The following is a 12,119-nucleotide window of genomic DNA, read 5'->3' as shown; positions in this document are numbered from 1 at the left end:
TTGCGGATCAGGAAGCGGGTGAAGCGCAGGACGAGGGCGTCCCAGGCGTCGAGGATCAACGACCGAACCCGCCGCGGAGGCTCCCGCGCCGTGCCTCGCGCTGGACGGCTGCCGCGGCCTCTGCGGGGCTCATGGCGTGATTGTTGACGACGTAGGTCATCGAGAGGTCCCGAGCCTTCGCGGCCCGGTCCGCCGCCGCCTCCGCGCGATCGGCGTATCCAGACGCCTCTTTCGCGATAGCCGCAGACTCGCGTACCAGGTGGCGGATGTACCACAAAGAGGCTGTCGCCACCGCGAGGGCGCTCAGGCTGAGCACGATAGAGAAGTCCATCAGTTGCTCTCCTTCAGGAGTGCCACCTGCGGTTTCTCCGCACTCCCCTGGGAGTTAGCGGGGATCACCTCGGCGTCCTCCGCGTAGAAGGTCAGGGTGACCCTGCGGAGATCATGCTGGCCGGTGCGGGTGTGCAGCGTCGGGCCCTCTTCGCTGATGTGCCACGGGAACTCGACACCATCGATGAACAGCTTCTTCTTCGCCAGGTCGAGCGTGACGAGCTTGGGCAGTTCCGGCATCAGTTGGCCTCTTCTCGTGGCTTCGGAGCGGTATGCCCACAACACCCGAACATCTCCCCAGTCATTCGGTCGTAGAACACGAGGGCTTAGCTGTTGGGCACCTTCACCGCCTCCATGTGCGCGATAGGCGGTGCGGGAGGGACGAGGTGGTCGGCCCAGCGGCGGAGATAGCGGGCCAGCCAGTACTTCACCGACGCCCCTCGGCGTTCATCCAACGAAGCTCCTCCACGCACCGGCCCGCCATATCCGGGTCAGGGTTGGTGAACACCTCGCGGGTGAGCTTGTCGCGCTTCATGTTGTCCACGAAACGCATCTGGGAGATCAGGACGTCCTCGAAGTGGTCGTAGAGCCCTGTGTAGTCCTCTGCGGGCTCGTCGGGGTCCGCGAATGCCTCGGGGTAGCCCAGAGGGCGGCGGAACCACCACGGCGTCAGGGGCGGGTCCAGGGCGTCGGCCCAGCGGGACAGCCGTATCGCCCTGAGTGCGCGGCCTGCGCGGCGCTTGGTCCGGCGTCTCAGCGAGGACAGGCGGTCCCAGAAGCCGGGCTTGAGGTCGTCCTCGTCGTCCCAGTCGCTCACAGCGGCCACACCGCGATCGGTGCCGTGTACGCAAGCTCCAACGTCTTCGCGGGAGCGGGATGGCAGAACAGGCGAACCAGGGCGGACAACACGGTCAGATCGAGCATCAGGACCCACCTTTCGTGTCAGGAACCCAACCACGGTTGTTCGGCGTCGGCCATCAGCGCTGCCGGGCGAAGTGCTCGTAGGCCCGCCGGATGTCCTCGGCCAGTGGAGCGAGGATCGCGTCGATAACGGCGTACAGGTCCACAGGAGGCTCCTTGTCGGTTACCGATGAAAAAGGAATCCGCAGGTCACCCGGCGAACTGTTCGGAAATGCCGAATACTTCGCAGAGAAGGGGCCGCAGCGCGCGGCAGCTCTCAGGCTGTGGGTTCTGGGTGCTGCCGCCCCGCGGGTCGATCGGGCGTGCGCGCTGCGGGGAATGGGGGGCTACGTCAGTTCGATGGCGTCGCCGACAACCGCGCCGTCCGGCTCGCGCTGCGGCCAGAAGCACTGCGGTGATCCGTTGGCGTCCATGAACATGATCCAGCTGGTGCCGTCGTCGCGGATGCCCTCGATCCAACCTGCATGCGGGTCGAATTCCTCGCGGGAGACTTCGTTGCCGTCGTCGTCGTGGTGGATGCGGGTCGCGGTGCACTGGCCGGGCTTGTAGCGGCCGATGGTGATGTTCTGCATGGGAACTCCAAACGGATCGAATTTCGGGAGTTCCGGAACATCCATCCGGGAAATGCGCATGCTGCGCGTGCCATCAAGGTATCACGAGACCTCGCCAAGTCACGCGGAGCGCTTCTGGCGTGTCCGTGCGAGGTAATCCAGCACGTCCGAGAACCGGTACAGCGGCCGTCCTTCCTCGCCGAGTCGTTCGATGTGGCCGCGGTATCCCCACAGCCGTACGGTACGTGCTGACACCGACAGGATCTCGCCGATCGCCTCCGCGGTAAGCGCCTCGTCCAGGTCGACCAGGTCGGTTTCGAACGGTCGTACCCAGCCCTGCCCCAGTTCGACGGCCTTGTCGTCCAACTGGCGGCACAGCTCGGGGGCTACGGACATTAGGGCGTGACGGTAGGAGTGCGCGATCCGGCGGGCACGCTCGAGCGCGGTGTCGGCAGGGAAAGGCCATAGGTCGTTCTTCATACCTTCGCGACCTTCCGTTCGAAGTCGAGCACGTTGCTCAGCAACGCGAAATGGCTCTTGTCCCATACGATCCGGCAACCCTTGCAGGTGACCCGCTCTTGATCCTTCGAGGCGGCGAGGGCCTTGCGGGCGCAGTGCGGGCATGGGTCCGGGAGGAATGTTGTGGTCTCGACGATGCCGAGCACCTGTTGGGCGCGGTAGTGGAGTCTGGATAGTCGCAGAACCCCGTCCACTCCGTCGAAGACGGTGGTCGTCATTCCGTCGCCGCCGTCCGGATGCGGTGACCAGATCGTGAACTGCCGAGGCGGCATATCGACGATCGTGCCGAGGTTCGCGCAGATCTTCGTGAGGCAGTCAGCAACCTGGTAGGGGTCGTCGCCTGGAAGGCGCCGGGCCCAGCGTGCCGCTTCTTCGCTGATCTCGGTCATCAGCGTGTCCACAGCGAGGGAGATTGGCACGGGGAGTTCCGAACTGCCAGATACCTTCGGGCCAGACACCGTCGAGTTCTGCTCGCCGCGCGCGGCCGCCAACTCCCCGTAGTCGTCGTCCAGACATCTGATGGCTTCGAACGCGGATTCTTCGCACGGCCGACAGAGCGCGTCCGGTCGCTCTACTCCGTTGCCGCGGAATTGCCCTTCGCTGTCCCGCACGCGCGCTTTGCATCGCCGGCCTTGGCGGCATTCGTGCTCCAGCTCCGACATGCAAGACCTCCACAGCAAGGGGTTGCGTACCGGTTGCCATTCTATCGATCTTCGCTGTCGAACTCGAGTCGCCGAACCGCCCGGTCAGGGGTGATGTAGCTCGCCCCTGAACGCAACTAAGCCACCTCGGGAAAGGTGGGCTTAGGGGGTGCGCCAGCTGGGGTCGCGATGCATCTGGACAATGCGTCTCCCACGATAGCCGTGGCCGCCGACAAACTCGAGCCCCCGGAAATGACCAAGGCCACCCCGGTTTCGAGGTGGCCTTGCCAGTGCGGCAGCGATGCGGACTGGTTGTCTCCACGGAGAAGAGTAGCGGATCAGGGGGACGAACTCGAGTCGCCGAGAGAGACGTCCCACGCCGCCTCTGCGGTCCCCCACGACTCGGCCAGGCCGGGCGGTGGGGTCGGGACCATACCGAAGTCGGCAGGGCCCACAGGACGGCCCCAGACGTAGGTTTCGCCGTTGTGGGTGAAGGTGTCGCCTTCGCGTGGTGGGGTCATGGGGTTGATCCTCCGTCCTCGGCGGCGATGCGCGACAGGGCCTCGATGATCGACTTGGACCCCAGGGGGGCGGGGTGTTCCCATTCCTGCTCCATCGCGCCGCCGACGACCCGGAACGAGATCCGGCGACCAGTGGGGTAGTCCACCGTCACGGCCAGGCCCTCGCGCAGTTCGCTCAGCGGCGGCTGGCTCTCCCATTCCCCGACCTGCCGCCACTCATCATCCGGGTCCCATGCGCGCCACAGCTCGGCCCGTGTGATCTTCTCCAGTGCGCTCACGGGTTCTCCGTCTCGTCGGTGGGCTCGGGGTAGATGGAGGCCAGGGCACGCAGGAACAGTTCGCCAGCGACCCGATACCCCATCCATGATGCGCGGTACTCCGCGTCCTCCAATGCGGGATCATCGGAGGACGGCAGCCTGCGCTCGTAGTCGGCGATCACCTTCCGTATCGCCTCCACCCGGTCCAGTGTGGCCTTCGGGTCTTGGCGGGCGATGTGGCGCGCCTGCTCCACATGCGGATAGCCCTCGTTGTAGCAAACGATCCCATGCAGGCCGGTACCCGTGTCGTAGATGGAGCGTTGCGGGAAACCGCACGTCACTCCAGCGCTGCCGACGTCTTCCCCGTCGACAAACCACTCTCCAGCGTCACCGTCGGTGTCAGCCCGGGCCGAGTCGCACGCCGCTCGCGCTATCCGCTCGTCCTCGGCGAGTCCAGCCCGGAGACGGGACAGGGGGTCGGCGGTCACGATCGAACCTCCTCGTCATCAACCAGGAGGGATGCAGACATGCCGGCACCGATGGCAGCGGTAGCGATTTCCTTCATCGCGGAGATCAGCGGCGGCATACCAGCCTCCACAAGCTCGCCGCCGATGGCGATCTCCAGGCGGACCGTCTTGGGCTCGGGCGGGACACCGCACCGGTTCGTGCACACGCCCGTGTAGAAGAGATTCGACGAGTGCAGGCCACACACCGGGCATGTCGCCTTGTACGTCATGCCTGAGATCCTTCCTCGTCGTCCCGCGCGGACTCAATCACTCGCTTCAACGCCTCGGCCGTCCGGGCGGCAGCCTCCCTGATGTCCGACATCCCGTCCAGGGACACGGCGGGGAGGATCTGCACGTGCGGGTGGTTCATCCGCATCTCCGTGATCGGGTCGATGGAGGTGTGCTCCCCCGGGCGCAGTGGCGCGACCTCTCGGCGGGTGCCGTATTCCGGTTCCTGTGCGCCGAGCCAGAACAGCACCTTTTCCTCCGAGTTCAACCCTTTCGGCACCTCCAGGGCGGCGAGGTCGGGGAACTGCTCACACAGGGACGGCGCGCATTCACGGGACAGACGGGGAAGCTGGTGGGTCATGGGCTTCTCGCCGGTCATCCAGCCGAGCAGGTCGTAGATGCCGTCGACGTGGCGGGGCGAGACGAGCTTCCCTGAGGTCACACTCAGGATGTCCCCGATATGGAAGCTCCGGGTCTCGGTAGCATTGGTCATGGTCGAATCCTCTCGCGATTCGGTCAGTGGCCGGGGTGTCTGGAAGCCCCCGGCCACGCTCAATTTTACCAGGTGAGAGCACATTTCACGTCCACAGCTCTCCATCCAGCAACTCCAGGATCTGCTGACACACGATGTCCCGCAACGCCGTGAACGACTCCTCCGGCCCCCAATCCTCGGCCTTGTCCCGCCAGTGTTCGGCGATCTTCAGGATCTCCCCGACGATCTCCGCGCGGGCACCCTCCAGAGTCTCATCACACGGGAGCTGGTCGTCGATCTCCTCGTCGGCTTTGATGCGGGCACGGATGCGGTCAAAGACGGTCACGCCGCCTCCTCGAGGCTCGGGAGTTTCGCCAGCGCGGCCAGGTTCACCGCGGGCATGGGGTCGTCGATCGGCTCACCCAACAGGCGGCAGCCGATTGCCATCAGCACCACCGCGTCGGCCGTGTCGTTGCCGTCGATCGCGATGTTCGGGTAGCGGCGCACCGCGGCGGCCAACACGGCGTCCTTGCTCGCGTTGCCCTTGCCCGTGGCGTATTTCGCGCGGACAGTCGGCTCAACCGGGAGCACCGTCCGTGTGGTTCCGGCGAGCAGATCGAACACCATCCACCACAGCCCAGAACGATCGTGCTGGGAGCCGGTGGCCGACCCGTACGACGGTGCCTCCATCACGACGAGCGCGCCCTCGGGCACGGCGGTGATGATGCGCCCGGCCAGGTCGCCGAGACGGCGGTAACGCGCTGCCCAGGGGTCGCCCTTCTTGCCGACCGATCCGATGGTGCCGACCCAGGGGGCGGGCCTGCTTTCGGGGTACACGGCGATGCCGGTGGAGGTGAGCGACAGATCCAAGCCGACGACGGAACCGAACTGGGTCACCGCACCTCCCTGACCTCGCCGCGCCAGCGAGCTACGGCGTACTGCTCCACCCATTGCAGCCACCCCTCGGCGTCCTCACGCTTCTCGTGGACGCGACCATGGGTTTGCATCTGCCCGGTGTCGGGGTTGCGGGAGACGACGACGTACCCGAGTGGGGGACGCTGCGCAGCCTCCAACCGGTCTACCTTCCGCTGGAGTCGCGCCCGCTCCTTGGCCATGCGGGTCAGCTGGGATTCGTGCGCGGTCTGCATCTCGTCGATCGCCTTCCGTGCTTCGGCGAGCTTCTCCAGCGCCTCGAACACATACCCCGGGTCGATGACCAGGGTTCGGCCCTCCGCGTCCGCCTCACGTGCGGAGGTCTCGAGGAAGGACAGCTCGAAGTTCGGTTCAGTCACGGCTGCACCCGCCGATCGCTGCAACGACACAGACCGGTCAAGGTCCGGGCGTCCAGGTGGTGGCAATCGCCCATCCCGTCGTGCTCATCCCAAGAATGTCCACAGACCGGACAGGTCTCATCGTTGGTCATCGGGTCTCTCCGCCCTCGGGGATTGGGATAACCGACCACGACAACGTGGTTCGCTCCAGCGCCGCCGCATTGCGGTAGCCGTTCCGGACCTCGGCGACCGCCTTTCGCACTGCTCCGTCGGCGTCCCACGCAGGCAGGACCGGGGCGCTATCTCCGCGTCGATACCCGTACTCCAGGCCGATCACGTCGCTCTGGGGGACGACCAGGAACTGTTCGGTGATCATGTCCGCCACATGCTCGGCGTGGTCACCCTCGTGCATGAACTCCAACCCGGGGCAGCCCCTGCAGCCGATGCTGATGCGGCCGGTGAGCTGATGATCGGAGATGACGCGGGCGAGCTGGTCTCGGGTGCTCATTCGCCGGCCTCCTGCTCGGGCTCCCACAGGACGACGGCTGGCAGTTCCGGGTCCTGCCCGAAGTCGGTCGCGTACGCGTTACCGGTCAGCCACGCCGGGAACCAGGTCCGAGATTCGCTCAAGCCGTAGGGGTTCAGGCGGTGGAATTCCTCGTTGGCGTCCAGGATCACCGTGCCGTCCGGTAGTTCGTCCAGCTCCTCGTCGGTGGTGATCACCGGGCGCCCGTTGACGGCTGCCACGATGCGTTCCGCCCACTCGTCCGCCCAGATCGGCAGTTCGAAGGTGAGGGCGTCGAGGTTGCCGTCACCGTGGTCGACCCACAGGGCACGGTCGATTAGCCGGAGGGTCTCGCGGTCATTCGATCTGTTGTCGGTCATGCCCGCTCCGGTGGTTTGGTCAGGTCGTACACGTGCACCACGTCGAGCTGCCACTCTTCGTCGGTGAGGATTCGGTTGAGGTGTGTGCCGCAGGCGAACCATCGGGTGATGAACTCAAGGTCGCCGCGTATGTCGAAAGTTCCTTCGGCGCGGGCTACCGCCCATCGGGCGAACGCTTCGCACCGGTCGCATTTCGGGTAGTGCGGGTCCGGATCATCGACAGACGACCAAGCCCAGGAAGGCTTGCTGGTTGCGCTCATTCGCTGGGCCTTTCGGTGATGTCGAACTCTTCGAGGAGCCGCTCGGCGACGGGCCGCCAGTAGCGGAGGTTGAACTGAAACGTGGACTCGGCATCCCCGGCCCGCTTCAAGGCGTGCGACAAGCGATCCAGAAGCCACTCGGCAGACGAGTACTCGGCCAGCTCCCACCAGTCGGTGCCGGTGAGGTCGAACTCCCACACGCTGCCGTCGGGGGCGGTGTGACGTTCTCCGCGGCGTGGGAGGGCGGGGAACCCGAAGTGGTCGACGGCGAACCCGCGGTCCATGGTGCGGTACCACCCTGCGGGGTGCTGGGAGTGCGGGACGGGACCGCCCATGCGGCCGTCTGGCTTGCCCGTGGCGGGCCGAACGGTGGGGGTCTGGTGTCTCCGGACGTTTTGAGGACTCACAGCGCCTCACCGCCCTCAGACTCATCGCGGGCCGCGGCACGATCCCGGCACGCCGCCCACGAAAGGCACCGCCACTCCACCGCGCCGGTCTCCGGGTTGCTCACGCGGGTGAACTGCCGAGTGCCGGTGCGGCCGCAGCCGGCGCAGGTTCGGGTCTCGGTCACTGGTTGTCTCCTTGCTTGATGTCCCCATCCCTGGGAACAAGTTCGTCATAGGCGGGAAGGTCTTCCCGGATCACCTGCCGCAGCAGGTCGGCCGCCCGCCGCATCCACCGCCCCATCGAGGCGAAGTTGCCGTGGAACTCGGCGTGCAGCTCCTCATCCGCAACCCACGCCCCACACCTCGGGCAGGCGGTCGGAGTGGGATAGGGGTTTTCGGGCTCCAGATGGGCCGTAGACGGACCGGGAGGGGTTTGCGGTACCCGGATGATCCGCAAGGGCTTCGCGCTCATCTGCGGGCCTCTCTGTCGATTGCTGCTTGCGCCTTGGTCGACGGGATCGACTCGGCGCAGTCGTTGGTGGTGGTCGTCTTCGCCAGATGCGGTTTGCAGGCGAGGCACGGAATGGGCCGGCCTTCGTCGTCGGCGCCGATCCATCCGCGGCGGCATCGGGCATCCCGGCAAGGGCGGTCGGTGGGTTCGCCGTAGCGGTCCGGGCTCATCGCTTCACCGCTGCCATCGATGGGGGAATTGGATGCGGTCGGCTCGCGCGCGGTCGTGAGTTCCGTTCCCAAACCAGCCACGTCTCTTGGAATGGTTGTGGTTGGTAGGAATGGTGGGGGATCACCCATGATCCCCAGACTCGCCCAAAATGATCCCCAGACTTCTTCAAAATGATCCCCAGACTTTCTGCGGGCGCCAATGTCTGGGGCACACCAGTGATCCCTAGACATTGCCTGTGGATAACTTTCTGGGGATCATGGGTGATCTCCAGACTCGGTGCGTCAGCGATAAGTCCACGGATCATGAGTGATCCCCAGACATTCCGTCCTCGTCCGGCCCGAGCATCGGCAGATCGAGCAGATTCAACGGCATCGTCAACCGGTACTCGTCCGCCTTCTTCGCGTGCCGGTTGCCCTGCTTCACCCGCTGAATGAGCCCCATCGCCCGCAACTCCGACATGCCGCGCTTCACCGTCGGCTCCGACACGCACATCACCAACGCCAGCCGATCCACACCCGGCCGCACCCTGGTTCCGTCCCGGTCCGCGTACGTAGCCAGCATCACCGCGACATACTTGGTGCCCTTGGACATCCGGACCCGGCGGATGATGCGCTCCCATTCGAACCGGTCCACCGGAATCGGATCCGAGATATCCACGAGCGTGTCCTCCACCGAGGCCATGACGCCTGCCTTCCGCATCCCCGAGACCTCCCCGCATCATGAATCCCCGCCCAATTGCTCTGCGCCGCCGGTGATCAGGCGCAGCTTCGGCCGCGGCGGTGTCGCTTCACGCCCGCCCTCCATCGGTTCCCGACCAGAAGCCCACCGGTAGACCGTGTCCCAGTCCGCGTCGAAGTAGCGGCGCAGGACGCCGCCCGTGTTCGCTGGAGGGGACGGCTTCCCGTTCTCGACCCATTCCCGGATCCGTGCCTCTACGGGTCCGGCTAGGTGCTTATGCCGGGCGCAGTAGTGCACCCACCTGGAGTCACCCGTCAACGGATCGCGGTCGACCCGGCTGGTCGTACCGGCGTTGCCGCACGCGCCTTCTCGTCGCACCATCGGCGCCACGCAGCCGCGCCCCTTCGGTTTGATCGGCTCATACCGCGGGAGGTCATCGGCGATGACCTTCTTGGTCCAGTACCGCAGGTGGTAGTCGCTGTTTCCGTGCGTCAGGTGCGCGACTTCCCATGCCCAGTTCCGCAACTTCTTGCGTCCCTGCTCGTTGCGAGAGACGAGGAACTCGTCCAGGGCAAGGGTGAGCAGTAGCAGGTCGCCGGTCAGGTCGGGGTCGTTCAGCATCCGCCGGCGGCGTTCGTCGCGGTCCATGATCGCCTTCAGGTCGGTGCTCACCCCTCCTCTCCTTCCGGGTTGATGGCCAGCGCGTACTGATCACCGCACTCGGACGGGACGGTGGAGCCTTCGAGATGCGCGGCGATCCGGCGAGCGAGGAACTCGGCGACCGGGACAGCCACGGCATTGCCCACCTGCTTGAGGACCTCCGCTCGGTTCCCCACCCACTGATAGGAGTCCGGGAATCCCTGCGCCCGTGCGCGCTCGGTGTTGGTGAGCATCCGGTGGAACACGCCCTCGGCGGTGACGGTGGCGACCGCGTGATGGTTCCCGCCTGCGGTCACCGTGGCGAGCGGATGCCGGTCCGCCCGTCGGGGTTTGGCGTTGCGTCGGTACATCACCAGATGCGGCACACCCGGTTCGGTGATCTGCTCGATCTGCGGGGACACATACAGCCGCCGCGTGACTGGCCGGCCCGGATCTGGGTCGAGGATCGACGTAGCGGGAGGGGTTTGCACCGCGGGCAGTGACAGGTCTACGCCCCCGTCGCGGGTGAACACCCCGAACCAGCGGCGCCGCACCTGAGCCACCGCACCCGGTACCGCCGCGGCATCCAACACCACGGTCTGATGCCGGTACCCGAGGGCAGCGAGACCGTCCAGCCACCACCGGAACAAGCTCCAGCGGGTGAACTCCTCGACGTTCTCCACCACGATCGCCTCGTACTGGTGAACTTCCGCGGCGGCGATCACCGCGAACGCGGTGGCCCGGTCGATCGCGCCCGCGTCCTGCCGCAGCCGCTCCACCTCCGCGGGAGGCTGCTTGCGGCCGCCGGAGCGGGCGTGCCACACGCACGACGGGGAAGCCCACAGGGCGGTCGTGCGGGGGAAGGTGCGGAAGTCGGTCTCCGACAGGTTCGCTGTGAAGTGCTCGACGTCCGGGTGGTTCTTCTGGTGAGTCGCCACCGCGACGGGCCAGTGGTTGGCGCACGCCTTCACCTGTTGGCCGGCGCGGCGGATCCCCACGCTCGAACCGCCGCCGCCGGAGAACAGGTCGATCCAGTCGATCACTGTTCACCCCCATTCGGGGCGTAGAGGACAGTGACGCCAGCGCCACGGGTGTCGGCCAGAAGCTCGACGCTGGTCTGCGCGCGCACTCCGGTTGGCTTGAGCCACACGGGGGCGTCGCCGCGTTCTGCGGGTACTGCCTGGTGGGCGACCCCATAGGCGAGGACCAGGCTCATGATCGGCAGCGCGTCGAGTTCGGTTGGTTCGGTGATCACCCGAGCCTCGATATCGTCGGCGAGCTGGTCGCGGTCACTGGTCATCGCTGGACCTCTCGGTGATCAGGGCGGGGTTGAGTGTTGCGAGCAGCTGGCGACCCACGTACTCCGCGTATTGGGGAGGGATGGCCTCGGAAAGCTCGTTCATGGTCATGCGATGCGTGACGCCCATGACGGTCATGGCCAGCTGCTTCTTGTCGTAGCCAGGGAAGTCGCGGCCGCCGTTGCGCCAGAACTTCGTCGACCGGCACCGCACATGCCCGCCGTACACCCCGATCACGGGAAGCTCGTGCTTGCACCCCGAGGGGGGCAGAACGGGGAAGCTGGTCTCGAAGAGGCGGTGACGTTGAAGTTCGAAGCCGGCGTCGCCGAGGCCGAACATGGTCCCGCACAGCAGTACGGGGTCGATCATGTGTGCGCGGGCGCCGACGACGTTCTCGATCACGTACGGCCGACCGAGTTCTTTCAGGAGGTCACGGACTTCGCCGATCAGCTTCGGATGCTCACGGGCGTCGGGCATGTCCTTCATCGCCGAATACCCCTGGCAGGGAGGGGAGGCGTGGATGGCGTCGAACTCGTGGCCGCGGTCTCTGATGAACTCCAGGGCGTCGCCCTGATAGAAGGTGAACGGGTAGTTCGGTTGCGGCTCGATGTCCACACCAACGACTTCGAACCCCGCCGCGGCATACCCCACTGCTGCGCCGCCAGCCTTGCAGAAGGTGTCCAACAGGATGGGTTTCATGCCTCACCCCCGATCGGATCGACGCGTCCGTCATCCGTGAGCAGCACCCACCGGCCGCGGTACAGGAACCGGCACTCGGCGGGAGTCATCCACGGACGCAGATGCAGCCCTTCGGGTTCTGCGGCGTTCGGGTTGTGCTCAGCGAACCCATGGCATCCGCGAACACCGTCCCCACAAAGCGCGACGCAGTTGGAGGCCGACCACGGCCCTCCCTGCCCCCTCTTCCAGCGATGGTGTACCGACTGTGCGGGGGCTATACCGCAGCGCTCACACAGGCCACCGGAACGGGCGGCGAGCAACTCCCGGGTCCAGCTCTCGCCGGGGTTCTTCGGGCGCTTGGTTCGGGGCTGGTGCTTCGCCAACCGGCGCACCATG

At 66.2% G+C, this 12,119-nt stretch carries 27 protein-coding genes; all 27 read right to left on the bottom strand.

Annotation, left to right across the window (positions count from 1 at the left end):
- Window positions 1-55: 55 nt before the first annotated feature.
- The 27 genes from GVY64_RS09325 to GVY64_RS09200 all read right to left on the bottom strand — a co-directional run bounded on the left by GVY64_RS09325 (window position 56) and on the right by GVY64_RS09200 (window position 11,729).
- The gene (locus GVY64_RS09325; protein WP_159840194.1) at window positions 56-331 is read right to left on the bottom strand and encodes a hypothetical protein; all 276 of its coding nucleotides are present in this window, start codon (window positions 329-331) and stop codon (window positions 56-58) included.
- Entirely contained in the window at window positions 331-570 is a 240-nt protein-coding gene (locus GVY64_RS09320) for a hypothetical protein (protein WP_159840193.1), read from the bottom strand. Before GVY64_RS09320 ends, GVY64_RS09325 begins: the two co-directional genes overlap by 1 nt.
- A gap of 86 nt (window positions 571-656) precedes the next feature.
- The gene (locus GVY64_RS38680; protein ID WP_268895612.1) at window positions 657-785 is read right to left on the bottom strand and encodes a hypothetical protein; all 129 of its coding nucleotides are present in this window, start codon (window positions 783-785) and stop codon (window positions 657-659) included.
- Complete coding sequence (locus GVY64_RS09315) at window positions 758-1,147, bottom strand: hypothetical protein (RefSeq protein WP_159840192.1); 390 nt, start codon at window positions 1,145-1,147, stop codon at window positions 758-760. Before GVY64_RS09315 ends, GVY64_RS38680 begins: the two co-directional genes overlap by 28 nt.
- Before the next feature lie 430 nt (window positions 1,148-1,577).
- Window positions 1,578-1,823, bottom strand: a complete 246-nt coding sequence (locus GVY64_RS09310; protein ID WP_159840191.1) for a hypothetical protein — start codon at window positions 1,821-1,823, stop codon at window positions 1,578-1,580.
- Between the two features lie 99 nt (window positions 1,824-1,922).
- Window positions 1,923-2,282, bottom strand: a complete 360-nt coding sequence (locus GVY64_RS09305; protein ID WP_159840190.1) for a hypothetical protein — start codon at window positions 2,280-2,282, stop codon at window positions 1,923-1,925.
- Window positions 2,279-2,983 (bottom strand): hypothetical protein, encoded by a 705-nt coding sequence (locus GVY64_RS09300; protein WP_159840189.1) that lies wholly within the window; start codon window positions 2,981-2,983, stop codon window positions 2,279-2,281. The genes GVY64_RS09305 and GVY64_RS09300 overlap by 4 nt, the downstream gene beginning before the upstream one ends.
- Window positions 2,984-3,300: 317 nt before the next feature.
- Window positions 3,301-3,483, bottom strand: a complete 183-nt coding sequence (locus tag GVY64_RS09295) for a hypothetical protein (RefSeq protein ID WP_159840188.1) — start codon at window positions 3,481-3,483, stop codon at window positions 3,301-3,303.
- Window positions 3,480-3,761, bottom strand: a complete 282-nt coding sequence (locus GVY64_RS09290; RefSeq protein ID WP_159840187.1) for a hypothetical protein — start codon at window positions 3,759-3,761, stop codon at window positions 3,480-3,482. The genes GVY64_RS09295 and GVY64_RS09290 overlap by 4 nt, the downstream gene beginning before the upstream one ends.
- Window positions 3,758-4,228 (bottom strand): DUF6221 family protein, encoded by a 471-nt coding sequence (locus GVY64_RS09285; RefSeq protein ID WP_159840186.1) that lies wholly within the window; start codon window positions 4,226-4,228, stop codon window positions 3,758-3,760. Before GVY64_RS09285 ends, GVY64_RS09290 begins: the two co-directional genes overlap by 4 nt.
- Window positions 4,225-4,476, bottom strand: coding sequence for a hypothetical protein (locus tag GVY64_RS09280; RefSeq protein ID WP_159840185.1), 252 nt, complete (start codon window positions 4,474-4,476; stop codon window positions 4,225-4,227). Before GVY64_RS09280 ends, GVY64_RS09285 begins: the two co-directional genes overlap by 4 nt.
- Window positions 4,473-4,967 carry a DUF7736 domain-containing protein gene (locus tag GVY64_RS09275; protein ID WP_159840184.1) on the bottom strand — a complete coding sequence of 165 codons (495 nt, stop codon included), beginning with the start codon at window positions 4,965-4,967 and terminating at the stop codon, window positions 4,473-4,475. Before GVY64_RS09275 ends, GVY64_RS09280 begins: the two co-directional genes overlap by 4 nt.
- 85 nt (window positions 4,968-5,052) lie before the next feature.
- Window positions 5,053-5,292 (bottom strand): hypothetical protein, encoded by a 240-nt coding sequence (locus tag GVY64_RS09270; RefSeq protein ID WP_159840183.1) that lies wholly within the window; start codon window positions 5,290-5,292, stop codon window positions 5,053-5,055.
- On the bottom strand, window positions 5,289-5,843 hold the full coding sequence (locus GVY64_RS09265) for a hypothetical protein (protein ID WP_159840182.1): 555 nt from the start codon (window positions 5,841-5,843) through the stop codon (window positions 5,289-5,291). The genes GVY64_RS09270 and GVY64_RS09265 overlap by 4 nt, the downstream gene beginning before the upstream one ends.
- Entirely contained in the window at window positions 5,840-6,238 is a 399-nt protein-coding gene (locus tag GVY64_RS09260) for a hypothetical protein (RefSeq protein ID WP_159840181.1), read from the bottom strand. The genes GVY64_RS09265 and GVY64_RS09260 overlap by 4 nt, the downstream gene beginning before the upstream one ends.
- 127 nt (window positions 6,239-6,365) lie before the next feature.
- Complete coding sequence (locus tag GVY64_RS09255) at window positions 6,366-6,725, bottom strand: hypothetical protein (protein ID WP_159840180.1); 360 nt, start codon at window positions 6,723-6,725, stop codon at window positions 6,366-6,368.
- Window positions 6,722-7,102 (bottom strand): hypothetical protein, encoded by a 381-nt coding sequence (locus GVY64_RS09250; protein WP_159840179.1) that lies wholly within the window; start codon window positions 7,100-7,102, stop codon window positions 6,722-6,724. The genes GVY64_RS09255 and GVY64_RS09250 overlap by 4 nt, the downstream gene beginning before the upstream one ends.
- Window positions 7,099-7,362 carry a hypothetical protein gene (locus GVY64_RS09245; RefSeq protein ID WP_159840178.1) on the bottom strand — a complete coding sequence of 88 codons (264 nt, stop codon included), beginning with the start codon at window positions 7,360-7,362 and terminating at the stop codon, window positions 7,099-7,101. Before GVY64_RS09245 ends, GVY64_RS09250 begins: the two co-directional genes overlap by 4 nt.
- A complete protein-coding gene (locus tag GVY64_RS09240; RefSeq protein WP_159840177.1) occupies window positions 7,359-7,646 on the bottom strand; it encodes a hypothetical protein in 288 nt (95 codons plus the stop codon). Before GVY64_RS09240 ends, GVY64_RS09245 begins: the two co-directional genes overlap by 4 nt.
- 119 nt (window positions 7,647-7,765) lie before the next feature.
- Entirely contained in the window at window positions 7,766-7,933 is a 168-nt protein-coding gene (locus GVY64_RS09235) for a hypothetical protein (RefSeq protein WP_159840176.1), read from the bottom strand.
- Entirely contained in the window at window positions 7,930-8,220 is a 291-nt protein-coding gene (locus GVY64_RS09230; RefSeq protein WP_159840175.1) for a hypothetical protein, read from the bottom strand. The genes GVY64_RS09235 and GVY64_RS09230 overlap by 4 nt, the downstream gene beginning before the upstream one ends.
- Window positions 8,217-8,558: a hypothetical protein gene (locus GVY64_RS09225; protein WP_159840174.1), complete on the bottom strand. Its 342-nt coding sequence runs from the start codon at window positions 8,556-8,558 to the stop codon at window positions 8,217-8,219. The genes GVY64_RS09230 and GVY64_RS09225 overlap by 4 nt, the downstream gene beginning before the upstream one ends.
- Window positions 8,559-8,730: 172 nt before the next feature.
- Window positions 8,731-9,129 carry a hypothetical protein gene (locus GVY64_RS09220; protein WP_159840173.1) on the bottom strand — a complete coding sequence of 133 codons (399 nt, stop codon included), beginning with the start codon at window positions 9,127-9,129 and terminating at the stop codon, window positions 8,731-8,733.
- 18 nt (window positions 9,130-9,147) lie between these two features.
- Window positions 9,148-9,780 (bottom strand): hypothetical protein, encoded by a 633-nt coding sequence (locus GVY64_RS09215; protein WP_159840172.1) that lies wholly within the window; start codon window positions 9,778-9,780, stop codon window positions 9,148-9,150.
- Window positions 9,777-10,790 carry a DNA cytosine methyltransferase gene (locus GVY64_RS09210; RefSeq protein ID WP_159840171.1) on the bottom strand — a complete coding sequence of 338 codons (1,014 nt, stop codon included), beginning with the start codon at window positions 10,788-10,790 and terminating at the stop codon, window positions 9,777-9,779. Before GVY64_RS09210 ends, GVY64_RS09215 begins: the two co-directional genes overlap by 4 nt.
- Entirely contained in the window at window positions 10,787-11,047 is a 261-nt protein-coding gene (locus GVY64_RS09205) for a hypothetical protein (RefSeq protein ID WP_159840170.1), read from the bottom strand. The genes GVY64_RS09210 and GVY64_RS09205 overlap by 4 nt, the downstream gene beginning before the upstream one ends.
- Window positions 11,037-11,729 (bottom strand): DNA cytosine methyltransferase, encoded by a 693-nt coding sequence (locus GVY64_RS09200; RefSeq protein ID WP_201297958.1) that lies wholly within the window; start codon window positions 11,727-11,729, stop codon window positions 11,037-11,039. Before GVY64_RS09200 ends, GVY64_RS09205 begins: the two co-directional genes overlap by 11 nt.
- Window positions 11,730-12,119 lie beyond the last annotated feature (390 nt).

Source organism: Nocardia sp. CY41 (assembly GCF_009829325.1).
Classification (GTDB): Bacteria; Actinomycetota; Actinomycetes; order Mycobacteriales; family Mycobacteriaceae; genus Nocardia.
Note: the sequence above shows the minus strand (reverse complement) of the source record. Positions and strands in the feature narration are given on the sequence as shown.